At 71.3% G+C, this 25,155-nt stretch carries 25 protein-coding genes and 1 pseudogene; 14 read left to right on the top strand and 12 right to left on the bottom strand.

Going from position 1 to position 25,155, the window contains the following annotated elements:
* From ABT009_RS32000 to ABT009_RS31990, 3 genes and pseudogenes are all read right to left on the bottom strand, one after another.
* A partial coding sequence (locus ABT009_RS32000; protein ID WP_351302811.1) for an IS5 family transposase occupies positions 1-749 on the bottom strand: 749 nt, incomplete at its 3' end.
* Between the two features lie 326 nt (positions 750-1,075).
* Positions 1,076-1,437, bottom strand: a pseudogene (locus ABT009_RS31995) (ATP-binding protein).
* A gap of 5 nt (positions 1,438-1,442) precedes the next feature.
* Complete coding sequence (locus ABT009_RS31990; RefSeq protein ID WP_351302808.1) at positions 1,443-1,688, bottom strand: hypothetical protein; 246 nt, start codon at positions 1,686-1,688, stop codon at positions 1,443-1,445.
* 116 nt (positions 1,689-1,804) lie between these two features.
* Between ABT009_RS31990 and ABT009_RS31985 the strand changes: the two genes are divergently transcribed.
* The 4 genes from ABT009_RS31985 to ABT009_RS31970 all read left to right on the top strand — a co-directional run bounded on the left by ABT009_RS31985 (position 1,805) and on the right by ABT009_RS31970 (position 4,451).
* Positions 1,805-2,656, top strand: coding sequence for a helix-turn-helix domain-containing protein (locus ABT009_RS31985; RefSeq protein WP_351302805.1), 852 nt, complete (start codon positions 1,805-1,807; stop codon positions 2,654-2,656).
* Positions 2,637-2,837 carry a DUF397 domain-containing protein gene (locus tag ABT009_RS31980; protein WP_351302802.1) on the top strand — a complete coding sequence of 67 codons (201 nt, stop codon included), beginning with the start codon at positions 2,637-2,639 and terminating at the stop codon, positions 2,835-2,837. The genes ABT009_RS31985 and ABT009_RS31980 overlap by 20 nt, the downstream gene beginning before the upstream one ends.
* A gap of 48 nt (positions 2,838-2,885) precedes the next feature.
* Entirely contained in the window at positions 2,886-3,263 is a 378-nt protein-coding gene (locus ABT009_RS31975; protein WP_351302800.1) for a VOC family protein, read from the top strand.
* Positions 3,264-3,467: 204 nt separating this feature from the next.
* Entirely contained in the window at positions 3,468-4,451 is a 984-nt protein-coding gene (locus tag ABT009_RS31970) for a hypothetical protein (protein WP_351302797.1), read from the top strand.
* Between the two features lie 12 nt (positions 4,452-4,463).
* Here ABT009_RS31970 and ABT009_RS31965 read toward each other — a convergent pair whose 3' ends face one another.
* The gene (locus ABT009_RS31965; RefSeq protein ID WP_351302794.1) at positions 4,464-4,901 is read right to left on the bottom strand and encodes a winged helix-turn-helix transcriptional regulator; all 438 of its coding nucleotides are present in this window, start codon (positions 4,899-4,901) and stop codon (positions 4,464-4,466) included.
* A 70-nt stretch (positions 4,902-4,971) separates the two neighbouring features.
* Here ABT009_RS31965 and ABT009_RS31960 point away from each other — a divergent pair, with 70 nt between their 5' ends.
* The gene (locus tag ABT009_RS31960) at positions 4,972-5,796 is read left to right on the top strand and encodes an NAD(P)H-binding protein (RefSeq protein WP_351302792.1); all 825 of its coding nucleotides are present in this window, start codon (positions 4,972-4,974) and stop codon (positions 5,794-5,796) included.
* On the opposite strand, the gene ABT009_RS31955 is transcribed toward ABT009_RS31960, so the two are convergent.
* Positions 5,793-7,433, bottom strand: coding sequence for a FadD3 family acyl-CoA ligase (locus ABT009_RS31955; protein ID WP_351302790.1), 1,641 nt, complete (start codon positions 7,431-7,433; stop codon positions 5,793-5,795). The two genes, ABT009_RS31960 and ABT009_RS31955, sit on opposite strands and share 4 nt — an antisense overlap.
* Positions 7,434-7,534: 101 nt before the next feature.
* Here ABT009_RS31955 and ABT009_RS31950 point away from each other — a divergent pair, with 101 nt between their 5' ends.
* The 4 genes from ABT009_RS31950 to ABT009_RS31935 all read left to right on the top strand — a co-directional run bounded on the left by ABT009_RS31950 (position 7,535) and on the right by ABT009_RS31935 (position 10,806).
* On the top strand, positions 7,535-8,686 hold the full coding sequence (locus ABT009_RS31950) for a lipid-transfer protein (RefSeq protein ID WP_351302788.1): 1,152 nt from the start codon (positions 7,535-7,537) through the stop codon (positions 8,684-8,686).
* 1 nt (position 8,687) lies between these two features.
* Positions 8,688-9,137 carry a Zn-ribbon domain-containing OB-fold protein gene (locus ABT009_RS31945; RefSeq protein ID WP_351302785.1) on the top strand — a complete coding sequence of 150 codons (450 nt, stop codon included), beginning with the start codon at positions 8,688-8,690 and terminating at the stop codon, positions 9,135-9,137.
* On the top strand, positions 9,134-9,916 hold the full coding sequence (locus tag ABT009_RS31940; protein ID WP_351302782.1) for an enoyl-CoA hydratase/isomerase family protein: 783 nt from the start codon (positions 9,134-9,136) through the stop codon (positions 9,914-9,916). Before ABT009_RS31945 ends, ABT009_RS31940 begins: the two co-directional genes overlap by 4 nt.
* Positions 9,917-10,092: 176 nt before the next feature.
* Positions 10,093-10,806 (top strand): hypothetical protein, encoded by a 714-nt coding sequence (locus tag ABT009_RS31935; RefSeq protein ID WP_351302779.1) that lies wholly within the window; start codon positions 10,093-10,095, stop codon positions 10,804-10,806.
* Between the two features lie 112 nt (positions 10,807-10,918).
* Here ABT009_RS31935 and afsK read toward each other — a convergent pair whose 3' ends face one another.
* Both afsK and kbpA read right to left on the bottom strand, forming a co-directional pair.
* The gene (gene afsK, locus ABT009_RS31930) at positions 10,919-13,285 is read right to left on the bottom strand and encodes a protein serine/threonine kinase AfsK (protein ID WP_351302776.1); all 2,367 of its coding nucleotides are present in this window, start codon (positions 13,283-13,285) and stop codon (positions 10,919-10,921) included.
* A gap of 201 nt (positions 13,286-13,486) precedes the next feature.
* Positions 13,487-14,266, bottom strand: coding sequence for an AfsK-binding protein KbpA (gene kbpA / locus ABT009_RS31925; RefSeq protein WP_351302773.1), 780 nt, complete (start codon positions 14,264-14,266; stop codon positions 13,487-13,489).
* Between the two features lie 318 nt (positions 14,267-14,584).
* Between kbpA and ABT009_RS31920 the strand changes: the two genes are divergently transcribed.
* Positions 14,585-15,232: a TetR family transcriptional regulator gene (locus ABT009_RS31920; protein WP_351302770.1), complete on the top strand. Its 648-nt coding sequence runs from the start codon at positions 14,585-14,587 to the stop codon at positions 15,230-15,232.
* A 117-nt stretch (positions 15,233-15,349) separates the two neighbouring features.
* On the opposite strand, the gene ABT009_RS31915 is transcribed toward ABT009_RS31920, so the two are convergent.
* Both ABT009_RS31915 and ABT009_RS31910 read right to left on the bottom strand, forming a co-directional pair.
* On the bottom strand, positions 15,350-15,838 hold the full coding sequence (locus ABT009_RS31915; protein WP_351302767.1) for a nitroreductase/quinone reductase family protein: 489 nt from the start codon (positions 15,836-15,838) through the stop codon (positions 15,350-15,352).
* Positions 15,838-17,037 (bottom strand): acyl-CoA dehydrogenase family protein, encoded by a 1,200-nt coding sequence (locus ABT009_RS31910; RefSeq protein ID WP_351302764.1) that lies wholly within the window; start codon positions 17,035-17,037, stop codon positions 15,838-15,840. The genes ABT009_RS31915 and ABT009_RS31910 overlap by 1 nt, the downstream gene beginning before the upstream one ends.
* Before the next feature lie 233 nt (positions 17,038-17,270).
* Here ABT009_RS31910 and ABT009_RS31905 point away from each other — a divergent pair, with 233 nt between their 5' ends.
* Together ABT009_RS31905 and ABT009_RS31900 are read left to right on the top strand one after the other, a co-directional pair.
* Positions 17,271-18,461: a thiolase C-terminal domain-containing protein gene (locus tag ABT009_RS31905; protein WP_351302761.1), complete on the top strand. Its 1,191-nt coding sequence runs from the start codon at positions 17,271-17,273 to the stop codon at positions 18,459-18,461.
* A gap of 88 nt (positions 18,462-18,549) precedes the next feature.
* Entirely contained in the window at positions 18,550-19,218 is a 669-nt protein-coding gene (locus ABT009_RS31900) for a pyridoxine/pyridoxamine 5'-phosphate oxidase (RefSeq protein ID WP_351302759.1), read from the top strand.
* On the opposite strand, the gene ABT009_RS31895 is transcribed toward ABT009_RS31900, so the two are convergent.
* The 3 genes from ABT009_RS31895 to ABT009_RS31885 are packed head-to-tail and all read right to left on the bottom strand — an operon-like array spanning position 19,196 to position 21,025.
* A complete protein-coding gene (locus ABT009_RS31895) occupies positions 19,196-20,086 on the bottom strand; it encodes a GNAT family N-acetyltransferase (protein ID WP_351302756.1) in 891 nt (296 codons plus the stop codon). The genes ABT009_RS31900 and ABT009_RS31895 overlap by 23 nt on opposite strands.
* Before the next feature lie 58 nt (positions 20,087-20,144).
* A complete protein-coding gene (locus ABT009_RS31890) occupies positions 20,145-20,576 on the bottom strand; it encodes a Zn-ribbon domain-containing OB-fold protein (RefSeq protein ID WP_351302753.1) in 432 nt (143 codons plus the stop codon).
* A complete protein-coding gene (locus ABT009_RS31885; RefSeq protein ID WP_351302750.1) occupies positions 20,573-21,025 on the bottom strand; it encodes a DoxX family membrane protein in 453 nt (150 codons plus the stop codon). Before ABT009_RS31885 ends, ABT009_RS31890 begins: the two co-directional genes overlap by 4 nt.
* Before the next feature lie 234 nt (positions 21,026-21,259).
* On the opposite strand from ABT009_RS31885, the gene ABT009_RS31880 reads away from it, so the two are divergent.
* Positions 21,260-22,459 carry a flavin-containing monooxygenase gene (locus tag ABT009_RS31880; protein WP_351302747.1) on the top strand — a complete coding sequence of 400 codons (1,200 nt, stop codon included), beginning with the start codon at positions 21,260-21,262 and terminating at the stop codon, positions 22,457-22,459.
* Positions 22,460-22,818: 359 nt separating this feature from the next.
* On the top strand, positions 22,819-25,044 hold the full coding sequence (locus ABT009_RS31875; RefSeq protein WP_351302744.1) for an acetate--CoA ligase family protein: 2,226 nt from the start codon (positions 22,819-22,821) through the stop codon (positions 25,042-25,044).
* The last annotated feature ends 111 nt before the right edge of the window (positions 25,045-25,155 follow it).

Here is a 25,155-nt window from a genome sequence, read left to right as displayed (position 1 = left end):
ACCATGCTCATCGACCACAGGATCATCGCCTCGGCGCTGTCGGTGCGTGCCTCGTAATCGCGGGCCAGGCGCCGTGAGCGCATCAGCCACGCGAATGTGCGCTCCACCAGCCACCTCTTGGGCAGCACCGTGAACCCCGAGAGATTCTCGCTGCGTTTGACCACTGTCAGCGCGATCCGCAGGAGGCTGCGGGCGAAGTCGACCAGCTGCCCGGTGTAGCCGCCGTCGGCCCATACCCGCGTGATCCGCCAGTGCCGCTCGCACAGCCGGGCCAGCAGATCCCGGCCCGCGTCCCTGTCGGTCACCGACGCCGCTGTGACCGAAACGGCCAACAGCAGCCCGAGCGTGTCCACCACGATGTGCCGCTTGCGCCCGTTCACCTTCTTCCCGCCGTCGAAACCCCGCGTCGCGGCCGGCACCGACGCAGCCGCTTTCACCGACTGCGCGTCGACGATCCCCGCGGTGGGCTCCGGATCCCGGCCGGCCACCACGCGGAGACGGTCACGCAGCCGATCGTGCAGTTCACGGACCCAGCCCTTATCGCGCCAGCGCCGCCAGAACGCGTAGACCCGGTCCCACGCGGGGAAATCCGCGGGCATCGCCCGCCATGTGATACCGCCTGCGACCAGGTACCGGACCGCGTCGACCATCTGCCGGTGGCAATAGCCCTCCGGCCGGCCACCCCTGCCCTCCAGCCACCCCGGCACGGGCAGCAAGTCCCGGACTGCGGCCCACTCGACGTCGGTCATGTCCGACGGATACCTCGGCCGCCTGGACGGCCGATCCCCGGCGTTCCCGAACCGGTGCGCGAGACAATCACACGACAGAGCAACCGAGTTGGACTCGCCCGACAGTTGCACGGAAGACTGCGGCACAGGGCCTCCTGACGCTCGAAGGGACTTCAGCAATCCCGAGCTGGACAGGAGGCCCTACCCTCATGCACGTCCCGAGCGAAGATCACCCCACCGAGTCGCCACACTCGAACCAATACTCACCTCGATCGATAGAGCAACGGCTTCTAAGCCATCCGCTTGGATCCGCTTGGCCCCCGTTGCCGTTCAGCGAACCGTCCGCACTACGCCTCCCCCACCTCGCACCACACCGTCTTGCCCGCCACGTCCTGCTCCACACCCCACCGCAGCGCCACCGCATCGAGCAGGGCCAGGCCACGCCCCGCCTCGTCGCCAGCCGCGGCGCGCACGAGGACGGGCGGGCGCACGGGTCAGGATCGGTGACCTCGACGCGGGTTCGCCCCCCGCCGCACTCCACGCGTACGCGCACGGGCGTCCCCTCCCCCAGGTGCCTGATGACGTTGCCCACCAACTCGGTGACGCAAAGCTGAACGTCGGCGCAGGGAGCGCCCACGTACTCGCGCACGCTCCGACGCAGCTCAGGCACGGCCTTGGGAAGGGCAAGCAGGTCGACCTCCAGGCAGATGGCGTTCACCGCGCCGCCGCCTTACGGAGGGCGGCCGTGAGCTGTAGGGCTGTGGCGGTGTTGCAGTTGCCGAGCGCGACCAGCCCCGCCGGAGGCAGATACGTACCCGCGAAGGACGGCAGGTCGACGCGGAGGGACGGAAGCGTGATGCCGTGTACGGCGAGGGCGTCGCGCAGTTCGTCCACGCAGCGGGCTACATCGTCGGATGTGGCGGAGCTGTCGGGTGCGTGATGGTCGGGACTCGGCTTCATGGGGCTGGCGCCTTCCTTGCGTTCTGTGACGAATCACTCACACAGTGACGCGGCGTTGCGTACCGTGAAAGGGGTTCGCGTTGCGCATCGCAACTGGCAAAAGGCGGTGGTGAGTTGTGCCCTCCCGTAAAGACCCGGACGCGTCGGCGAATGTTCCTTCCTTCTACGGCGCCGAGTTGCGCTTCAAGAGGGAACTCGCGGGGCTCACGCTCGAACAACTGGCGGGGGGAAGCTTCCGCGGCTTCCCCTTTCTGAGTCAGATCGAGCGTGGCGAGCGGCGTATGCCGCGGGACCTGGCCAAGCACGTCGACCAGAAGCTGGGGACGGACGGCTTTTTCGAGCGCCGCTGTGAAGACGCACGCAGGGCGCGGCAGTCGGGGCACGCCGAGTACTTCGCGGACGTGGTGGAAATGGAGCGGCATGCCGAGACGATTGAGGACTGGGCACCGTTGATCGTCCCCGGGCTCCTACAGACGGCCACGTATGCAGGCGCAATCGTACGGGCCGCCATGCCACGGGCCTCGGACGAAGAGGTCGAGAAGAAGGTGGAGGCTCGCATGACGCGGGCAGAGCTCTTCGACGCCGAGGAGACCCCAGCATTCTGGGCGATCCTGGACGAGTCGCTGCTCCACCGCCGGGTCCTCGCGGACGCCGGGATGGCCGAACTGCTGGAGCACATCGCAGAGGTGGTCAAGACCACCCGCTCCATTCTGCAGATCGTTCCGGAAACCGCCGCGGCCCATCCGTTCATGATGGGCATGACCAGGATCATGACCTTCGCAGACGCTCCTCCTGTGGTGTACACCGAGAGTCTGCACAGCGGGCAAGTCATCGACTATCCGGCGCTCGTGAAGCAGTACCGGCAGTCGTACGATCTGCTCAGGGCCGCCGCACTGCCGCCTGAGGCGTCCCTTGCCATGATCGAGGCTGCGGCAGAGGACTTTCGAAATGGCAAGTACCGACATTGACTTGAGCTCCGCGCCCTGGCGTAAGAGCAGCTACAGCAACGGCACAGGTGGCGAGTGCGTCGAGGTCGCCGACGGCCTCCCCGACGTCGTCCCCGTCCGGGACTCCAAGGTCCAGGACGGCCCCGTCCTGCTGTTCGGAGCCGCTGCCTGGACGGCCTTCGTGGCAGGGGTGAAGGGCTGAGCTTGAAACCCCTTCGACACGGACCGCGCCCGAGGCGATAGTGAAGCCATGGCTTCTCTCGTGCGTCACGTGACTTTCGACTGTGCCGACGCCTACCGCCTCGCGAGCTTCTGGGCCGAGGTGCTGGAGGGTTCCCTCGCGGAGGACGACAACCCCGGTGACCCGGAGGCGCTGGTCACCGCCAAGGGAGTCGGGCTGCTGTTCATCAGCGTGCCCGAGCCCAAGAGCGTGAAGAACCGCGTACACCTGGACCTGCAGCCGCAGGACCGCTCACGGGACGAGGAGGTCGAGCGGCTCCTCGCCCTCGGCGCCACGCTCGTCGGCGATCACCGACGTCCCGACGGGACAGGGTGGGCCACACTCGCCGACCTCGAGGGCAATGAGTTCTGCGTGGAGCGCAGTGCGGCCGAGCGGGCGGCCGGCTGATCGGCGACGTACAGACCCCCTCAAGCGGGCATGACCTGCACCCCGGCCCCCAGAACAGCAATTGGCAGTTTTGGGCCAGCCCACGCCCTCCAATCCCCGTCCCAAGGCACCCCCGACTGGCCCAAATCTGCCAACTCCAAGCCGCCTCGCGGAGAGGCCGCCTCGCAGAGTAGGCGAGGTTATCCACAGGGCGCGCGGGAGTCCGTGGCCTCTGCGATCTTGGCCGAGGTGGAGCGGAAGGCGTTGCAGGAGCTGGCCGAGGCAGGCGTCCTCCTCACCTCGCGCGCCCTCGCCGCCAGCTGGCCCCCGCGGAGCCTCACGCGGGCTCTCCGTGCGGAGGGCTGGACCCAGCTCCAGAACGGTATCTGGGTCGAGCCGAGGCGGAACCCGGACTTCCTCACAAGGCTCCGGGCCGCACAGCTCCTCAAGCCGCAGCTCGTCGTGAGTCACCGTTCGGCAGCCGCGCTCTGGCGGATCGAGACCCTCGCACCGACCGTCGAGGCGCCGCTTGAGTTCATCGACCCCGAACTCACCCTCCGCCGTGAGGGCAAGGGCGTACGCGTGCACCGCATCCCCCTCAGCGCGGAGGAGGTGACGGAGCGGCAAGGCCTACGGGCCACGGGCGCGGTGCGCACACTGGCCGACCTGCTGCGGGCGGGCCCCAGGGACGACGCGCTCGTCGCCGTGGACTCGGCTCTTGCCTACCGCAGAGTCGGAGACGTCCGTCGCGCCCCGCTCACCAGCCCCGACTCGATCGCCGCCGCACTCGAAGCGTCTTTCCAGGGGGCGGCGAGAGCCCGCACCTGGCTACGGCTGTGCGACCCGCGCGCCGGCTCACCGGCCGAGACGATCGCGCGCCTGCGCATGCACGACGTCGGCCTCCGCCCCGAGAGCCAAGCCGAACTCCTCACCCGTGACGGCCGGCGCTGCTTCCTGGACTTCCTTTTCCGAGCCGAGGGCCTGGCCGTCGAGATCGAGGGCTACGCCTACCACGGCACCCGCGAGTCCCACCGCCGTGACGTCGCCCGCTTCAACCAGATCCTCCAGTGCGCCAAGGTCCGCACACTCCTCCGCTATACCGCTGCGGACGTCTTCCACCGGCCCACCCACATGCTGGAGGAGATCCGTGACACCCTCGCCCGGCTCCGCAGCCGGTACACCCCGGCGGGCAGCGAGCAGACGGTCTGAACACCCACCCCCTCACTGACGGCTCGGGGCCGCCACACTGCCGCCGGAGGCGTCCCACGCCTCGCGTGCCGCGGCGATGGCCTCGCGGTGCGCGATCGACCAGTCCGCGAGGGCTTTGACGAGGTGGGTGAGGCTGCGGCCCATCTCCGTCAGTTCGTATTCGACCTGGGGCGGGATGGTGGGATGCACCGTCCGCTTCACCAGGCCGTCGCGTTCCAGGCGCCGGACGGTGAGGGTGAGCATGCGCTGCGAGATGTTGCCGGGGATGGCTCGTTGGAGCTCCTTGAAGCGGCGTACGCCGGAAGTGAGTTCGACCACGACGTAGACGGACCACTTGTCGCCCAGCCGGTCCAGCACGTCTCTGACGCCGCACTCGTCCTGCGGCGTGTCACAGGTGATCACGGGTTCGGCCGCCCCTGGGGTGGTTACCGCGATGTGCCCTGCTGACATGAAAGTGCCTCCTTATGCGGTCGGGCTCCGCTGCTGAGGATGGAACCACATCGCTCAGGAGGGACTTCCCATGATCCTGGTCACCGGTGCCACCGGCGCACTCGGGCAGCTCGTCGCCGAGGAACTGGCAGCGCGCGACGACGTCGTGCTCGGCACCCGCACGCCCCGCTCGGCCGCCGAGCGGCGCGTCGACTTCGACGATCCGGCATCGTTCGACCTCAGCGGCGTGGACACGCTGCTGCTGATCTCCGCCGGGTACGGCGAGGACGATGTCGTCATCGCCCGCCATGACGCAGCCGTGTCAGCGGCCGAGAAGACGGGCGTACGGCACGTCGTCTACACCAGTCTCAGCGGTGATGGCGACCACTTGGCGTATGCACTCGCCCATCGCTGGACCGAACGCAGGCTCGGGCAGAGCTCCTTGGAGTGGACCGTCCTGCGCAACGGCCTGTACGCCGAGTTCCTCGCCGCCATCGCCGCCCCAGGCCCTGACGGGGCGATCACCGCGCCTTTGGGCACGGGACGCCTGGCCGCCGTTGCCCGCGCGGATCTCGCGGAGGTGGCGGCCCGCGTGGTAACCGCACCGCGGCAGCACGCGGGCCGCGTATACGAGCTCGTCGGCGAACAGCCCCTGGGTGGCGCCGAGCTGGCGGCCGCGGTCGGCGGCTCGTACGAACCCGGCTCGCTCGCCCGGACCCGAGAATCGATTATCGCGGCCGGTGAAGCCCTGCCCTACCAAGTGCCGATGCTGGTGGGGACGTACTCGGCGATCGCGGCAGGGTTCCTGGACGGCACGGGCATCGAGAGCAACGCGTTGCGAACGCTGCTGGGCCGGGAGCCCCGGTCCGCGCTGGACGTGTACACCAACACAGTCTCCGCGACGCGCCCCGCTTAGCACCGCTGCCAACCGCGCCCCCGCAACTCCCCCTTCACCACCTTCCCGCTCGCGTTCCGCGGCAGCTCCCCCACGAACTCCACCGACCTCGGCACTTTGTAGTTCGCCATCTCGCGGCGCGACCAGGCGATCAGGTCGTCCGCCGTCAGCGTGGTCGCGCCGGGTCGCCGCACCACGTACGCCTTGCCGACCTCCCCCAGGCGGGGGTCCGGGACGCCGATGACCGCCACGTCCGCGACGTCCGGGTGCAGGCCGAGCAGCTGCTCTATCTCCGCGGGGTACGCGTTGAAGCCGCCGACGATGAACATGTCCTTGATGCGGTCCGTGATGCGCAGGTTGCCGGCCTCGTCCAGGACGCCCACGTCGCCCGTGTACAGCCAGCCGTCCGGGGTCAGCACCTCAGCGGTGGAGGCCGGGTCCTCGAAGTAGCCATGCATGACGTTGAAGCCGCGGACCAGTACCTCTCCGGGGGTGCCGGGGGGCAACGCATCGCCCGTCGGTCCCACGACCCGTACCTCCGTGCCGCGGATCGCCCGGCCGGACGTGGAGGCGATCACCTCCGCCGCGTCCCCCCGCCGGCACATCGTCACGATGCCGCTCGCCTCCGACAGGCCGTACGCCGTGAGCACCGTGTCGACGTGCAGCTCACCCCTCAGCCGCTCCACCAGCTGCAGCGGCACCACCGCCGCGCCCGTCACCACGAGCCGCAGGGCCGAGAGGTCGTATGCGTCCCGGGCCGGGTGGTCCAGTAGCGACTGGTGCAGGGTCGGCGGGCCCGGCAGCACCGAGATGCGTTCCGCCGCGATGTTCGCCAGCACCGTGTCCACGTTGAAGACCGGCTGCGGGACCATCGTCGCGCCCCGCATCAGGCAGGCCACGATGCCCGCCTTGTAGCCGAAGGTGTGGAAGAAGGGGTTCACGATCAGATAGCGGTCGCCCTCGCGCAGGCCCGCCAGGTCGCTCCACACCTCGTAGCCGCGGAGCGTCTGGGCGTGGGTGATCACCGCACCCTTGGGGCGGCCGGTCGTGCCCGACGTGAAGATGATGTCCGAGAGAGAGCCTCCCGTGATCGCCTCCGCCCGGGTCCGGACCTCGGCGTCGCCCACCCCGTCCCCGTCCGCGAGGAAGTCCTTCCACGTACGGAAGTCCGCCGGTGCGTCGTCCGACAGCACCACCACCTGCTCCAGGTGCGGCAGGCCGGGGAGCGGGCCCGCCTCCCCCTCGGCCCCCGCCATCCCCTCGGCCCCCTCGCCCGCCGCCCTCCGCAGCGACGCCACATACGACGTACCGAGGAACGTCCCCGTCACGAACAGCAGCTTCGCGCGGGTCCGTTCCAGTACGTACGCCGTCTCCGCGCCCTTGAAGCGCGTATTCAGCGGTACGAGGACCGCCCCCGCCGTCACCGCGCCCAGCGCCGAGACGATCCAGTCCAGGGTGTTCGGGGCCCACACCCCCACCCGGTCCCCGGCCCGCACCCCGTTCGCGATGCACGCCGCAGCCGCCCGTTCGACGCGCTCGCCCAGTTCCGCGTACGAGATCCGGGTGCGGCCCTCGACGACCGCCTCCCGGTCCCCGTACCGCTCGGCCGCCGCCCGTACCAGCCCCGGGATGCTCCCCCACTCCAGGTCCCCGCGCATCGCACGCCTCCCACAAGGCCACACGGCATAGCTGACTGACCGTCAGATTAGCTGTACTCTGACGCCCTGTCAGCATCCGTGTCCCACGGTGGAGGTGGCAGGTGGCGGCAAGCCTCAAGGACGCTACAGCGATAGTCGGGATAGGCCAGACCCCGTTCGCCAAACGACTCCCCGAACCGGAGAAGACCCTCGCCTGCCGCGCCATCCTCGCCGCTCTCGACGACGCCGGGATCGCACCCTCCGAGGTCGACGCCTTCGCCTCCTACACCATGGAGGAGACCGACGAGGTCGAGATAGCCAAGGCCATCGGGGCCGGCGACGTCACCTTCTTCAGCAAGGTGGGGTACGGGGGCGGTGGATCGTGCGCCACCGTCGCGCACCTCGCCGCCGCCGTCGCCACAGGGCAGGCGAGCGTCGGTGTCGCCTGGCGGTCCCGTAAGCGGGGCTCGGGACCCCGACCGTGGAAGAACACCACCGTCCAGCTGCCGACCCCCGCACAGTGGACCCGGCCCTTCGGGCTGCTCCGGCCCGCCGACGAGATCGCGATGCTCGCCCGCCGCTACATGCACGAGTACGGCGCGACCCGCGACCACCTCTTCAACGTCGCCCTCGCCTGCCGCAACCGGGCGAACCAGAACCCGGCGGCGATCATGTACGAGCGGCCGCTGACCCGCGAGATGTACATGACCGCCCGCTGGATCAGCGAGCCCCTCTGCCTCTTCGACAACTGCCTGGAGACCGACGGCGCGCTGGCCTGCGTCATCGTCTCCGCCGAACGCGCCCGCGACTGCCGCCGGAAGCCCGTGTACGTCCACTCGGTCGCCCAGGGCCTGCCGTCCCAGCACCACGGCATGGTCAACTACTGGAACGACGACCCGCTGTCCGGGCCCGCCTGGACTGCAGCCCGACATCTGTGGAAACAGGCCGACTTCGGGCCGGAAGATGTCGACGTCGCGCAGATCTACGACGCATTCACCCCACTCATACCGCTCTCCCTCGAGGGCTACGGCTTCTGCGGCCGCGGCGAAGGCGGCGCGTTCACCGAGGGAGGCTCTCTCGAGATCGGCGGGCGGCTCCCCATCAACACCGGGGGCGGCGGGCTGAGCGAGGCCTACGTCCACGGCTTCAACCTCATCAACGAAGGCGTCAAGCAACTGCGCGGCACCAGCACCGCCCAGGTCCCGGACGCCGCCACCTGCCTGGTCACGGCGGGCGAGGGAGTCCCCACGTCGGCTCTGCTGCTGAGGAGTTGAGATGACCCGGTCCGACACCCTGCTCTCGCCCATCGCCGACGACGACGGCGCCCCCTTCTGGGAGTACGCATCGCGAGGCGAGCTCCGCATCCAGGCCTGCGCCCGCCCCGGCTGCGGCGAGCTGCGCTTCCCGCCGCGCCCCTGCTGCCCACACTGCCAGTCGTTCGACAGCGAGTGGGTCAGGATGAGCGGGCGGGGGCGTATCTGGTCGTACGTCGTCCCCCATCCGCCACTGCTCCCGGCCTACGCCGAGCTGGCCCCGTACAACGCGGTCCTCGTCGAGCTGGCCGACGCCCCGCGCATACGGCTGGCCGGCAATCTCGTCAGCGGGCCGGACGCCCCGCTCAACTCGGTCCCGCCCGAGCGGCTGCGGATCGGCGCGAAGGTGCAGGTCGTGTTCGCACACGTCGGCGGTGTGGCGGTGCCGCGCTGGGTGCTGGAGCGGCCGTGAGCGTCCTTACCGAGGTGCACACGGAGACGGGGGTGGCCGTCGTCACCCTCGACCGCCCCGACCGGCACAACGCCATCGACCTCGAGACGGCCGGTCGACTGGCGGCTGCCTGGCGCGAGTTCCGGTTCGACGACGCTGTACGTGCGATCGTCGTCACCGGCGCCGGAACCAGGGCCTTCTGCAGCGGTATCGACCGCTCCGCCGAGGTCCCGCAGCCCGCGTCGCCGTACTCGACCGACGACCCGCTCCTCAACGTCGGGCCGAAGGCGAACGACCTCTGGAAGCCCGTCGTCGCCGCTGTCAATGGCATGGCCTGCGGCGGCGCGTTCTATCTGCTCGGTGAGTCCGAGTTCGTGGTCGCGGACGAGACGGCGACGTTCTTCGATCCGCACACGACGTACGGCATGGTCAGCGCGTACGAGCCGATCCTCATGGCGCAGCGCATGCCGGTCGGGGAGGTCGCGAGGATGGCGCTGATGGGCACGGCCGAACGGATCTCGGCGCGCCGTGCGTACGAGACGGGGCTGGTGTCGGAAGTGACCGCGCCGGGTGAGGCGTTGGCCGCCGCCCTCGACTGTGCCCGGGTGATCGCCTCGTATCCGACCGAGGCCGTGCAGGGCACGGTGCGTGCCGTGTGGGCGGCCAAGGAGGCGGCGCGAGCCCACGCGTTCGCGCAGGCGCCGCACCTCCTCGCGCTCGGCAGTCTGCCGCCCGAGCGGCAGGCGGAACTGTTCGCCGACCGCCGCTCGGGTCCCGGGTCCGGCCACCACATCCGCTAGGCCTCGCGGCGCCGTCACGGGATCGGCGGGCGTCGGCGGACCTGGGCCGGCGGTTCACGCACGCCTTCGCGGGTACCCGCGCAGTGGTCCCGGGCGTCCTGGGCTGGGATGTTGCCGTATGGCGCGGCTCGCGCACGGGGCGTAGCGTCGTGATCGAGAGCTGCTGGAGGCCTGCGATGGTCCGCAACGTCCTCGGGTCCGTGCTCGCTCTCATCGGAGCGACGGCCGCCGTCTGGAGCCCCTTCCGTGTCTGGTACGACGGCCGTCTCGGGCGCGAGTACCGCCTCGGGGAGCTGTTCTCCGGCACCGGCGTCACGGCCGTGAGGGCCGAGCTGTTCGGCTCGCTCTTCCTGCCGTTCGTCGTCGCGGCGGTGGTAGCGCTGGTCGGGATCGCGCTGCGCTCGCGCGGTCTGGTCGCCTTGGCGGGACTGATCGTCCTGGGCTTCGCCGTGCTGTGGATGGTGCGGCTGGGGCTGGCCCAGGGCAGCCTGACCGTCGGCGGTGCCGGTCCCGGGCTTGATACGGGTGTCCTGGGCGCGGTCGGAGGCGGCGCGGTGCTGCTGCTCGCGTCCCTGGTGATGCCGGGACGCAAGCGGCGCCGGGGCCGCAGGCGGCGGACCACACCGCCGGCAGCTGCGGAACCCCCGACCACGGCTGAAGGTTCCCGGGCCCCCGGAGATCAGCCCCGGGACGAGCACGCGTACCCGGCCCAGGAGCCGCCACAGGCACGCCCGGTATACGGCGAACGCACGCGCCCGGCGGCCCACGATGAACCGACGCGCCCCATCCGCAACGAGCCCGCGCGTCCGGCCCGCGAGGAACCGGCACGTCCGGCCGCCCAGGACGAGCCGACGCGTCCGATCTGGCGGCGGCCGCCGGACCACACCTGATCGGTCAGGCGGGCACCCGTCCGAGCACTTCAAGCGCCGGAAGGGCTGAATTTTCAGCCCGTCCGGCGTTTGAGGACGAGCCCGTCAGGGCGACTTCGGGGACGGCGCGGGGTTACCCCCGCGCCGTCCCCGTCCCCTTCTCCGCATCCAGTGCGTACACGCAGCGGTCCTTGCTGCACGCGTACACGACGCCGTCCTGTACGACCGGCGAGCCGGTGATCTCGCCGCCCGTGGCGAGCTTCCAGCGCAGGCGGCCGTCGTCCGCCTTGAGGGCGTACAGCAGGTGGTCCGTCGAGCCGAAGTGGATGCGGCCCTCGGCGACGGCGGGGGCGCCGACCACGTCGCCGCCCGCCTGGAAACGCCACTTCGGGGTGCCGGTCACCGCGTCCAGCGTGTACAGGCCCTTGCCGCTGCCCACGTGGACGTGGCCGTCCGCGACGAGCACGGGGTCCACGGAGGACCGGGACTCGGTGGCGATGCGCCAGCGGTCGCGGCCGTCCGTGGCGTCCAGGGCGTACACCGTGCCGAGGTAGTCGGCCAGGTAGACCCCGCCGCCGGTGACCGCGGGGCCGGGCGCGTAGGCGGGCGGGCTCAGGAACACCGCGGGCGCCTCGAAGTGCCAGCGGACAAGGCCGCTCACCACATCGACGGCGAGGACACGGGTGCCCGCGGAGATGTACACGTGGCCGTCGGCCGCCTGCGTGAGCCGTACCGGCACGCCCCCGCAGGACGCGGCGTCGCCGATCGGGTACGACCAGCGTTCTTCGCCGGTGCGCGCCTCGAGGGCCCGCAGTCGCGCGTCCTTCCACACGTACACCGTCCCGTCGTGCACGACGGGCCCGGCCTCCGGGTTCTCGAAGTCGCTCTGGCAGCCGGTGATCTCCCACAGCTTCTCGCCGTTCGCGGCCTCCCAGGCCTGGACGCCGCCGCCGCGCGTCGCGGTGACGACGGTGCCGCGGTCGGCCTTCAGCGAGTAGACCCATCCGTTGACGGGCAGCCGCCACAGGTCGGAGCCCTCGCGGGCGTCAAGCGCAAGGAGCGTGGGGCCGTCCGACGCGTGGATACGGCCCTCGGCCACCGCCAGCGACCAGGCGACGTCCCGCGTCTTGAACCGGCGCCGGCCCGTGCCGACGTCGAGTGCGTGCACCTCGAACGACGTGACGTACACGAGGTCGCCGGCGACGACGGGCGTCCCCCACACCTCGTTGGACATCCGGAACCGCCAGGGGCGCCAGGGCGCCCCCGCCTCGGGCTCCGGCGGTGGCGCCGTCGCGGGCGCGGGCACCGCAGGAGCACCGTTGACCGCGGCACCGGCCCGCGACCAGGAGGCGGCGAGGCCCGCGGCGACAGGCGGCGCATTGACGGCGGCCGCTCGGACGTCGGCCACGCGGGGGCCGGGCCCGATCGGCACCTGCGCGCCAGGAAGGCGTACGGGTCCGGCGTCGGGGGCCGGGCCGCCCGTCCAGCCGCCGTCGCCGCTCACGGCGGGCGCAGGCCCCGGGGCGTGCTCGGGTCTGGGCGGAACCGCGGGCGCTGCGCCCCGTCCGCCGCTGCGCCCGGAGCCGCTGCTCCTCACGGGCGGGCGGCCGTTGCGCCGGGCCTCGATCAGGGCCACCGCACGCTCGGGCAGCCACGCGGACGCCGTACCGCTGTCGTCCGAGCCGGGGCCGAACAGATGCGGTGCGAGCTGGGCCTGGAGGTCGGCGGGGCTGGGGCGGGCGCTCGCCTCCATCTGCATACAGGACTCGATGAGCGGACGGAGCTCGTCGGGCAGTCCTTCGACGTCGGGGCCCTCACGTAGGAGCATGAACACCGTCTCGACGGGGTTCGCGCCGTGAAAGGGCGCGTGCCCGGTGGCGGCGAAGACGAGGGTCGAGCCGAGCGAGAACACGTCACTCGCGCCGGTCACGCTGCGGGAGTCCTTGGCTTGCTCCGGCGACATGTACGCGGGGGTGCCGACCGCGACGTTCGTCATGGTCAGGCGCGTGTTGGAGACGCCCGAAGCGATGCCGAAGTCGATGACACGGGGCCCGTCCTCGACCACGAGCACGTTCGACGGCTTGAGGTCGCGGTGGACGAGCCCTGCGCCGTGGATGGACTGCAGCGCCTCGGCGACTCCGGCCGCCAGCCAGCGCACCGCCTGGACCGGCAGCGGCCCGTGCTCGTTCACTATCTCCTCGAGCGAGGGGGCGGGGACGTAGGCGGTGGCCAGCCAGGGCACCGCGGCGCGCGGGTCGGCGTCCACGACCGCGGCCGTGTAGAAGCCGGACACGGCCCGGGCCGCCTCCACCTCGCGGGTGAAGCGGACGCGGAACAGCTGGTCCTCTGCGAGCTCGGTCCTGACGGTCTTGATCGCCACGCGCCGACCCGACGCCGACCGTGCGAGATAGACCAGCCCCATGCCCCCGGCACCCAGCCGGCCCAGCACCTCGAACGGCCCGATCCGCCTCGGATCATGCTGCGTCAGCTGATCCACCACTTCCCTGCCACCTCCCCGTACGCGGCTGCGACCGCGGCAGCCACTGCGCAGCGTCTCACCCCGGATCGCCACGGTGCCGCGCACCCTGATTCTTCCTTTCTTGGGCACCGGTTGCGAACCCGGGGCCGCTTCGGGGTGTCTCAGGGCAAAACGTATCCCTTGTTGCACCGGCCGCCGTCCCGGCGCCGGGTCAGCACCCGTTCAGTCTTGGAGCACCGCGAACGCCGCGCCCTGGTCGTCCATGAGAACAGCCATGCGGCCGTACGGGATGTCGAAGGGTGGCGCCTGGACGCGGCCGCCAAGACGGACAACCGCATCAGCTGTCGCGTCGCAGTCCGCGACGTTGAAGTAGACGAGGAAATGCGACGGCATCTCGACGGGGAAGGCGCCGGACATCACGCTCCGGCCGCCGATCGCCGTGTCGGGCCCCGGCTCCGTGCCGCGGGGCGACCAGGTGCGGAAATCGACGCCGGCGTCCTCGAGGTCGAATCCGCCGTAGCCGAAGACGGTCTCGTAGAAGGGGTCGACGACCGTCTTGTCGCGTGAGTACACCTCGGTCCAGACGAAGGACCCCGGCTCCTGCTGCTTCTCGAAGCCGGTGTGGGTGCCGCCCTGCCAGAGCCCGAAGACGGCGCCTTCGGGGTCGGCCGCGAGCGCCATGGTGCCGAAGGGCCCGACCGGCATGGGCTCGACGACCAGCTGCCCGCCGGCGTCCCGGATGCGGGCGGCGAGCGAGAACGCGTCGGGGGTGGCGAAGTAGACGGTCCAGACGGTGGGCATGCGGCCGTCCTGCTTGGGCGCGAGGGCCGCCACGTTCTTTCCGTCGCTGTACGCCTGCGTGTAGTAGCCGTACTCCGCGCCCGCGCCCTCGTCGAAGGTCCAGCCGAAGATCTCGCCGTAGAAGCGCTTGCCCGCCTCGACGTCGGGGAGCATCGCGTCCACCCAGCACGGAACGCCTTCCGTGAAGGTTCTCTCGCCCATGAGCCCGCCCTGCCCCTCTTTTTCTCTCTGTGGCGCCGCCTGGCGCGGATGTGTGGCGCCGCCGCACACATGTGTGGCGTCCGTCACACATAAGCTAATGGCCGCTCACGGCGCCCGCAGGGGATTGATTCGAACACTTGGTCAATTTCTCATCCACCGATCTTGTCCACAGGCTGTTGATAACACTTGTGCATATCCCCCCGTACCCGGGCATCCACTGGCGCACGAGACCTCGCGGGACACACGCCCGCAGAGGCCGCCAGCCCCATTTGCAGTCGGCCGAATCGCGCTCCGATCACCCCTCGGTAAGCTGACGGCATGACAGGACAAGTACGTACCGTTGACGGCCGTGTGGCCGGAAGACGCGGGCAGGCGACGCGTCAGAAGCTGCTCGAGTGCCTCAGTGAAATGCTCAGCTCGTCGCCCTATCGGGACGTCAAAGTCATCGATGTGGCCCGGAAGGCGGGCACCTCGCCCGCGACCTTCTACCAGTATTTCCCGGACGTGGAGGGGGCGGTCCTCGAGATCGCCGAGCAAATGGCCGCGGAGGGCGCCGGGTTGACCGAGCTCCTCGCCGGCCGCTCCTGGGTCGGCAAGGCCGGCTGGCAGACAGCACAGGACCTGGTCGACGGCTTCCTCGACTTCTGGCGCAAGAACGACGCGATCCTCCGGGTCGTCGATCTGGGCGCGGCCGAGGGCGACAAACGCTTCTACAAGATCCGGATGAAGATCCTCAACTCCGTCAACAACTCACTGACCGAGACTGTCAAGGAGCTCCAGGCCAAGGGCAAGGTCGACAAGGAGCTGAGCCCCGCTGCGATCGCGGGTTCGCTCGTCGCCATGCTCGCCGCGGTCGCCTCGCACCAGAAGGGCTTCCAGACCTGGGGCGTCAAACAAGCCGAACTGAAGCCGAGCCTCGCGCTGTTGGTGCACCTCGGCATCACCGGGAAGAAGCCGACCCGGTAGCCCGGGGCAACCGAAGTCCTGTCAGGCAGGCGGCAGATCACCTGGGTGATCTGCCGCCTGCTGTGTTGAGGGGCGGTCGTCCGGAGGCAGTGGGCGCCCGGAGCGAGCCCGCGGTCGTCACCGAGGCGTAAGCCGGAATACCCGGATCTCCCTGCTCACCCGGGCCTGGTACAGCCCGTACGGCGGCCAGAACGCAAGCGCCTCCCGCCACACCCGCGCCCGCTCCTCCCCCTCCAGCAGCCGCGCCGTCACCGCGATGTCCCGCCCCCTCCAGTTGATCTCGGCGTCAGGATGGGCGAGCAGGTTCCCCGTCCACAGCGGGTGGTCCGGTCGGCCGTAATTGGAGCCGATCACGATCCAGTCACCGGACGCCTCCGGCATACAGGCGAGGGGCGTACGCCGCGGCAGTCCGCTCTTGGCGCCACGCGCCGTCAGCACGAGGCCCGGCAGCATCCGGGCGCTGAGCTGCACCTTTCCGCGGGTGAGCCGGTGCACGGCGAGGTCCATGGCGGGGACGAAGTACGGCGCGAGCCTGACGAAGGCGCGCGAGGTGGAGACCTTCTGCAGGAGACGCAGGGCGGGGGTGTCCGAGGTTGCGGCAGACATCAGAGGCCGACCTCCTCGAAGAGCCCCGACCGCTCCGCTGCGTGGGCCCGCAGCCGGTGCACCGGGCCGAAGAGCAGTTCGTCTCCCGAGGCGCGTTTGAAGTAGAGGTGCACGTCATGCTCCCAGGCGAAACCGATGCCGCCGTGCAGCTGCACGGCTTCCGATGCGGCCGTGCGCAGCGCCTCGAGGGCCTGCGCGAGGGCCAGGCCTCCCACGGCCGGCTCCCCGCTGTCCGCCGCGGCCGCCCAGGCCGCGTAGTACGCGGCGGAGCGCGCGGCCCGCACCCGTACGTAGATGTCGGCCAGCCGGTGCTTGACGGCCTGGAAGGAGCCGACCGTGCGGCCGAACTGCTCGCGCTGCCGCACGTACTCGACGGTCCGCTCGACCACCCGGTCGGCCGCGCCCACCGCCTCCGCGGCGATCACCGCGGCGGCGGTGTCCCCGACGGCGGCCAGGGCGTCGGCCACGTCGGCCTGACTGGTGACACCCTCCTCCCCGAGCAACTCCGCTTCGACATCACGTAGTTCGATACGCGCCTGCGGCCGCGTCTCGTCCAGCGACGTCTGCCGGGTGCGTCCGAGCCCCGCCGCGCCCTCCCGTACGAGGAAGAGGAGCGTGCGGGAGCGGGCGAAGCCTCCGGTGTGGGCGGCCACCAGGAGCAGGCGGGCGCTGTGGCCGTCCAGCACCTGCTCGGCCTGCCCGTACAGCCGCCATCCCCCGCCCGCCCGCCGCGCCTGTACGCCGCCGGCGCGGCCTCCGCCCGCCCAGTCGCCGCGGTTGTCCCCGGTCAGTCCGAGGGCCGTGGCGAGACCCGCACCCGGGACGGCGAGGGTCGCGGTGAGCGCGCCCGCGGCGATACGGGGCAGTAGCTCGGCGCGCTGCCGCTCCGTGCCGAGGGCCAGGAGGAGCGGGCCCGCCAGGACGGCGGTGGAGAGCAATGGGGACGGCACGAGGGCGCGGCCCGACTCCTCACAGGCGAGGGCGAGTTCGGTGGCCGAGCGGCCCATCCCTCCGCGGTCCTCGGGGAGGGCGAGCCCGGGCAGGCCGAGCTGTTCGGAGAGCGCGGTCCACAAGGCGGTGTCGTAGCCGGCGTCCGCCCGCGCCGCCGACTTCACCTCATCCGGGCCGCAGCGTTTGAGCAGGAGTTCTCGCAGGGTGCGGCGGAACTCGTCCTGCTCGGCGGTGAAGGTGGCGTCCATCGGCGAGGCTCCTCCCCGGGCCGGATCCATGCCGAACCCGATCGGACCTGAGCAGTCATCCAGCATTGAGATTGATCTGACGGGCCGTCATATTAGGGCTGCCGTCCACGGATGCACAGGGACGGACCGCGAATACGCAGGGACGGACCGGGATGCCCAGGGGCAGACCACGGATGCACAGCAACAGAGCGAACCCTCCCGGCACCTCCCGTATCTGATGTACCGTCAGATTCATGCCAGGTTCAGCGACCTTCCGCGCCGCCGGGACCCGCAAGGTGGCAGTCGTCGGCACGGCCCTCTCGGAGTGCGGCCGCGTCGACGAGGCCACGCCCTACGCCCTGCACGCCCAGGCCGCCCGCCGGGCCCTCGCCGACTCCGGGCTCGGCCGCGAGGTCGTCGACGGCTTCGCCTCCGCGGGGCTCGGCACCCTCGCACCCACCGAGGTGGCCGAGTATCTGGGCCTGCGGCCCACCTGGGTCGACTCGACCTCGGTCGGCGGCTCCACCTGGGAGGTCATGGCGGCCCATGCGGCGGACGCCATCGCGGCCGGGCACGCGAACGCGGTGCTGCTCGTGTACGGCTCGACGGCCCGCGCCGACATCCGGGCGGGCCGCCGCACTTCCAACCTGTCCTTCGGCGCGCGCGGCCCCCTCCAGTTCGAGGTGCCGTACGGGCACACGCTGATCTCGAAGTACGCGATGGCCGCACGCCGCCATATGCACGAGTACGGCACGACGCTCGAGCAGCTCGCCTCGGTGGCCGTACAGGCGCGCGCCAATGCCGCGCACAACCCCGACGCGATGTTCCGGGACCCGATCACGGTCGACGACGTCCTGTCCGGCCCGTTGATCGCGGACCCGTTCACGAAGCTGCACTGCTGCATACGCTCCGACGGCGGCGCGGCCGTCCTGCTGGCCGCCGAGGAGTACGTGCGCGACTGCCGCACCGCACCCGTCTGGGTCCTCGGCACCGGCGAGCACGTCTCCCACACCACCATGTCGGAGTGGCCGGACTTCACGGTCTCTCCGGCTGCGGTCAGCGGCCGGCTCGCCTTCGAGCGGGCGGGCGTACGGCCGGAGGAGATCGATGTGGCCGAGATCTACGACGCCTTCACGTACATGACCCTCGTGACACTGGAGGACCTCGGCTTCTGCGCGAAGGGCGAGGGCGGTTCGTTCGTCGAGAAGGGCCGGCTGACGCTGACGGGCGACCTGCCGGTGAACACCGACGGAGGCGGCCTTGCGGCCCAGCATCCCGGGATGCGCGGCCTGTTCCTGCTGGTCGAGGCCGTGCGGCAGCTGCGCGGCGAGGCGGGCGAGCGGCAGGTACGCAGGTCCGGGGGCCGCCTGCCGCAGCTTGCCGTGGCGTCCGGGACGGGAGGGTGGTTCTGCTCGTCGGGGACGGTGGTGCTGGGACGGGGCTGAGGGCCGCCCGGGCTGCCGGGCCTGCCGGTGCTTCCTGGCGGGCGCTGCCAGTGCTGGGGCTGTCAGTGCCAGGGGCGATACTCGGCGCATGGGAACGCATACGGATCTTCACGAGCTGCTGAGGTCGCTGCGGGTGTGGGACACGGAGCTGCCCGGCTTCGACCCGTCCGCCGCGCCCGCGGAACCGCTGCCGCTGTTCCAGCAGTGGTTCGCCGAGGCCGTGGCGGCGGGCCAGACCGAGCCGCACACCGTCTCACTGGCGACGGCGGACGAGGAAGGGCTTCCCGACGTCCGCACGGTGATGCTGCACGGGGCGGACGCGGACGGCTGGTCGTTCGCGACCCACGCGACCAGCCGCAAGGGCCGGCAACTGGCCGCGCGCCCGTATGCGGCCCTCGGGTTCTACTGGCCCGTCCAGGGCCGCCAGATCCGTCTGCGCGGCCCTGTCACGGTGGCGCCCTCGGAGGAGAGCCAGGCGGACCTGCACGCCCGCTCGACCGGCGCGCTCGCGGCGGCGCTGGTGGGCCACCAGAGCGAAGTCCTGGAGTCTGCCGATGAGTTGAGGCGGACATCGGAGGCGGCCTGGGACCGCGCCCAGCGGGAACCGGACGCCGCGGCCCCGTCCTGGACGCTGTACCGGGTCGCCCCGGACGAGGTGGAGTTCTTCCAGGGCGACGAGCGGCGGCGGCACGTCCGGCTCACGTACCGCAGGACCGGGCCGGGGTCGGGCTGGGTCAGGCAGCTGCTGTGGCCGTGAAGAGGCAGACGGTGGAGTCCTGCACGGGTCGGTAGCCGATGCGCTGGTAGAGGGCGTTGCTGGTGGGGTTGGCGAGGTCGGTGAAGAGGAGCACCTCGTCGACGCCCGCGGCCAGCGCGGCACGGCTCACCTCGGCGGTGGCGGCACCCGCGTAGCCGCGGCCGCGCAGCTCGCGCGGGGTGTAGACGGGGGCTACGCGGACCATGCCCGCGATACGCCGCGTGGCGCCCGCCATGGAGACCGGGGTGCCGTCGGGGGTCTCCCAGAGCGTGACGCCGCCGTAGGCGATCCGGCTGTCGGCCCACTCGCCCGCGTCCGTGCCGGGCCCGTCGCCGACGGCTTCGCTGAACTCGGTGTGCCAGCGCTTCAGCAGTTCCCGGTCCTGGGCGCCTGCGACCCGGGCCCGGCCGGGCGGTGCCGGCTCGGGCGGCGTGAGCTTGTCGAGCCGGTAGAGGCGCTGGCGGAGGCCGACACTGGGGACCGCGCCGGTGCGCTTCTGCCAGGCCGTGACGAACGCGTCGGCGGTCGCCGGGTCGGCGGCCACCCCGGGCACATCCGCGGTCCGGTCGGCGAGCCGCTCCGCCAGCGCCGCGGCTGCCTCCGCCGGGACGGATGTGAGCTGAACCGGAAACGGCGGCGTCCAGAAAAAGGCGCCGGCGACCTCACCCCGTACCGCGAGCGTGCCGAACAGCGGGTCCCCCGCGCCGTAGATGTGAAGGCCGCGCCCGCGCAGGCTCTCGGTGACGGTGAGCAGCACCGTATGCAGGACGGGATCGGCGCGCAGGAAGTCCCCGGCGCGGCCCATGAAGCCGTCAAGGTCGTGGGTCAGCTGCCAGTCGACGTCAACGTCATACGAGGGTGCGGTCATGCCTCATGGTGACGCGGACCGCGGGGGCGGCGGAAACGAATATCAGGGTCCGACCTGCCTACCCGGCCACCGCGGGCCGGAACACCGGCACCACTAAGTCCCCGCCCGCCAGGGCCCGGAACACCACCTCGAGCCCCATCCCGATCCGAAGCGCCCCCTCCTCGCACTCCACGACCTCCGTCATCATCCGCGGTCCCTCCTCGAGATCCACGACCGCGGCGACGTAGGGCGTACGCGTACCGAAGGGCGGCAGGTCGTTCCTGTGGACCACGGACCACGTGTAGAGCGTGGCGCGGCCGCTCGCCCGTTCCCAGCCGACGTCCTCGCTCCAGCAGTGCGGGCAGAACTCGCGGGGATAGTGGTGGGCGGGGCCGCAGGCACGGCACCGGCGGAGCAGCAGATGCCCCTCGGCCGCCGCGTCCCAGTAGGGGCGGGTGAAGGCGTCCGGTTCCGGGAGGTCGAACCGCGCGGCTGCGCTTGTCTGAGTCATCCGAAGAGTCCGATCGCGCTGTCGAGGGACCAGGTCTGCCAGGACATGCCGAAAAGCGCGACGAGCGAGATCAGCGCCATCATCGAGTTCTGCCCCTGCTCGGCCCAGTCATGGATCATGAGGACGAGGTAGAGGACGTTGAGCAGCAGGCCGCCGACCAGGGCGATCGGAGTGAGGAAGCCGAGGACCAGACCGAGCCCGAGGGCGAGTTCGGCGTAGACGACGACATACGCCATGACCCTGGGCCGGGGCGCGACCATGGTGTCGAAGCCGCTGCGTACCGCGTTCCACCTGTGCTTCGCGGCGACGTCCGCCGCCCACGCGATCCCCGTACCCCGCTCGAACCAGCCCTTCTTGTCCTTGTGCCGCCAGCTCTCCAGCCACCACAGACCGAGTCCGATGCGGAGCACGGCGAGCCATTCGGCGCCGCTGCGCCAGATCGACTCCATGGGACGGGCTCCTCCCGCTGCCGGCCGCTGCCGCACGGCACTCTCCAACAATCTGATGGTACGTCAGTTCAGCGCATAGAGCGGCCGCTGGCAAGAGCCCTGACGGCGTCCGCGATGAGCCGGAGCCGGGGGCAGGTGACTCGAACGAATGCGGTTGACGCCCGTGATCAATTCGCAATCGGTTTCCGCATTGACCAGGTCCCTTCCAGGGACAACGCGGATACGCTCCCGCCCATGACCGACTCGCCTGCCCCCGCACACCCCTCGGTGCCGCACCACGAAGACCGCCCCGTCTACGTGATCGGCGGCGGCCCCGGAGGGCTTGCCGCGGCGGCCGCGCTGCGGGCGCGGGGCGTACGAGCCGTCGTACTGGAACGGGCCGAGCACGTCGGCGCCTCCTGGCGCCGGCACTACGACCGGCTCCATCTCCACACCACCCGGCGGCTCTCCGCCCTGCCGGGACTTGCCATGCCACGCTCCTTCGGGCGGTGGGTCTCGCGCGACAACGTCGTCCGGTACCTGGACAAGTACGCCGAATACCACGGCCTTGAGATCGTCACCGGGGTCGAGGTGTCGCGCGTGGAGCGGTCCCCCGACGGATCGGGCTGGCTGCTGCACGCAACGGGCGGGCGCGAACTGACCGGCAGCGCCGTCGTGGTCGCCACCGGCTACAACCACACCCCGCATCTGCCCGACTGGCCCGGCCGCGACTCGTACACCGGCGAGCTGCTGCACGCCTCCGGCTACCGCAACGCCAAGCCCTACGCCGGCCGCGATGTTCTGGTCGTCGGCGTCGGCAACACGGGCGCCGAGATAGCCGTCGACCTGGTCGAGGGCGGGGCCTCGCGGGTGCGGCTCGCGGTGCGCACGGCGCCGCACATCGTGCGCCGGTCCACGGCAGGCTGGGCTGCCCAGTACACCGGGATCCTGGTGCGGCGGCTGCCGGTCGCGGTCGTCGACCGGCTCGCCCGGCCGCTTGCGAAGATCAGCGTCCCCGACCTGACGGAACACGGCCTGCCGCGACCCGGCACGGGGCTGTACTCGCGCGTCAACGAGGGCTCCATCCCGGTGCAGGACGTCGGCCTGATCGACGCCGTACGCAAGGGCCGCGTCGAACCCGTGGCGGCCGTCCAGTCCTTCGAGGACGGCAAGGTCGTCCTCGCTGACGGCAGCCGCATAGGCCCGGAGACCGTCATCGCGGCCACGGGCTACACGCGGGGGCTGCAGGATCTCGTCGGCCACCTCGGCGTACTCGACGGGCGGGGCCGCCCGGTGATCCACGGCGCGCGCACGCCGCTGGGGGCCCGCGGCCTGTACTTCACCGGGTTCACCAACCCCATCAGTGGGATGTTCCGCGAAATGGCCATCGACGCGGAGAAGATCGCCAAGGCGGTAGCCCGCGAGGTCTCGCGGCCGGCGCCGGCGCAGCACTGAGCGCCACCCTCGGGCCGCCCGAAACCGCGCCGCACCGCCGAGCGGCAATACGACGCCGAGCGGCTCCCCACAACCGTCGGAGATCAGCCGGAAGATCGGCGACCGCGCCGCCGAAGAGGCCCGGGCCGGGGCCGGACGGCGCGGTACGGCCCGGCGAACGCGTGGCCTCGGAGGCCCTGACCGCTCCCTCATGACCGAATCCATTACTGACAGGTTCACGTCAATAACGCGGGGGTACGAATCACGTGCCCGCCACACCCGTCTCCGCACACGCGGTAACACCCCTTCCTGACAGAGCGTCAGTTCCGTAATCTGACTGTGCGTCAGTTATTGGCTGTCACACAGGAGCGGGCGGACCGATGCTTGGATCGACATACGGCACCCTCACCACCGACTCCCGTCGCACGCGCGTTGTGGCCTGCGGCGAGACCCTGCCGCCTGCCGTGCACGGCAGCGCCGCGACGACCGACGATCTGGATGTCAGCGGCCGGCCGCTGAACGCCGCTGTACCCGATCTGGACCGCCTCTTCCGCCCGGAGTCCGTGGCCGTCGTGGGCGCCTCGGATGCCGAGGGGCGGCCGAACACGGGCATCACCAGGCAGCTGCTCTCCTGGGCCGAGCGGGTCGGCGCCCGGCTGCACCCGGTACACCCGACCCGTCAGTCCGTCTTCGGCATACCGTGCTCCCCTTCCGTCAGAGACCTGCCCGAACACGTCGACCTGGCCGTACTGCTCGTCGCCGACCCCCTTTCCGTGATCGAGGAACTCGCCGAGACCAAGGTGAAGTTCGCGGTCGCCTTCGCCTCGGGCTTCGCCGAGACCGGCGAGGCGGGTGCCGCCGCCCAGGACCGGCTCGCCGCCGCCGTGGAACGCTCCGGCATACGGCTGCTGGGCCCCAACACCAACCTCAACGCCTTCGAGCGGTTCCGCGACGACCTGGACGGCCCGGCGATCGCGCTGATCACACAGTCCGGCCACCAGGGCCGCCCGGTCTTCGCCCTGCAGGAGCTGGGCATCCGCCTCTCCCACTGGGCACCGACCGGCAACGAGGCCGACCTGGAGACCGCGGACTTCATCTCCTACTTCGCCGAGCAACCCGAGGTCGGCGCCATCGCCTGCTACGTCGAGGGCCTCAAGGACGGACGCTCCTTCCTGCTCGCCGCCGACCGCGCCGCCCGGCGCGGAGTGCCGGTCGTCGCGGTGAAGGTCGGCCGCACCGAGACCGGTGCCCGGACGGCCGCCTCACACACGGGCAAACTGACCGGCGCGGACGCGGTGGTGGACGCGGCGATGCGGCAGTACGGCGTGATCCGCGTGGACGGTCTCGACGAACTCCAGGACACCGCGGCCCTGCTGGCGCGGGCCCGCAAGCCGGGGGCCGACGGGGTCGTCGTCTATTCGATCTCGGGCGGAACGGGCGCGCACTTCTCGGACCTGGCGGTGCAGGCCGGGCTGAAGCTGCCGATGCTCTCCGAGGCGAAGCAGGCCGAGCTGCACCAGTGGATACCCGAGTACCTGAACGTCGCGAATCCCGTCGACAACGGCGGGCATCCCGTGGGCGACTGGCGCGGCCGCAAGATCATCGACGCGATCCTCGACGACCCCTCCGTGGGCGTACTGATCTGCCCGATCACCGGCCCCTTCCCGCCGATGAGCGACAAGCTCGCGCAGGACCTGGTGGACGCGGCGGAACGGACCGACAAGCTGGTGTGCGTGGTCTGGGGATCGCCGGTCGGCACCGAGGACGCCTACCGCAGGACACTCCTCGGCTCCTCGCGCGTGGCCACCTTCCGGACCTTCGCGAACTGCATCACCGCGGTGCGCGCCCACCTGGACCACCACCGGTTCACCGCCGCGTACCGCTCGCCCTTCGACGAGGCGCCGCGCACCGCATCCCCCGCCTGCCGCAAGGCGCGGGCGCTGATGCGACCCGGCCGGCAGCTGAGCGAGCACGCGGCCAAGCAGCTGCTGCGCACCTACGGCATCCGGGTGCCCCGCGAGCAACTGGTGACCAGCGCGGCCGCGGCCGTGCGGGCGGCCGGGCTGGTGGGCTATCCGGTGGTGATGAAGGCCTCGGGAGCGCAGCTCGGCCACAAGACCGAACTCGGTCTGGTGAAGATCGGGCTGACCTCGGCCAGTCAGGTCCGCGACGCCTACCGCGAACTGACCGACATCGCCCGCTTCGAGGGCATCGCGCTGGACGGTGTCCTCGTCTGCCAGATGGTCGAGCGGGGCGTCGAGATGGTCGTCGGCGTCACGCACGACCCGCTGTTCGGGCCGACCGTGACCGTCGGCCTCGGCGGCGTACTCGTCGAGGTGCTGCGGGACGCGGCGGTGCGCGTGCCGCCCTTCGGCGAGGACCAGGCACGGGCCATGCTCGGCGAACTGCGCGGGCGGGCCCTGCTCGACGGGGTCCGAGGCGCGCCCCCGGCCGATGTGGACGGACTGGTCGAGGTCGTGCTGCGCGTCCAGCGGATGGCGCTCGAACTCGGCGACGACCTCGCCGAGCTCGACATCAACCCGCTCATGGTGCTGCCCCGCGGCCAGGGGGCGGTGGCGCTGGACGCGCTGGCCGTGTGCCGCTGAGGCTCCACGCGCGGGCACCGCGACCGGCGGCGGCACGGCGGCCGGGGCCCGCGGCGGCCCTGACCTTGCGCCCGCCCGTGCCCGCGCCTGCACCCGGCCCCACACCGGCGC

Origin of the sequence: Streptomyces sp. NPDC002896 (genome assembly GCF_040295225.1) — a bacterium.
In the GTDB taxonomy this organism is placed as follows: Bacteria; Actinomycetota; Actinomycetes; order Streptomycetales; family Streptomycetaceae; genus Streptomyces.
Note: the sequence above shows the minus strand (reverse complement) of the source record. Positions and strands in the feature narration are given on the sequence as shown.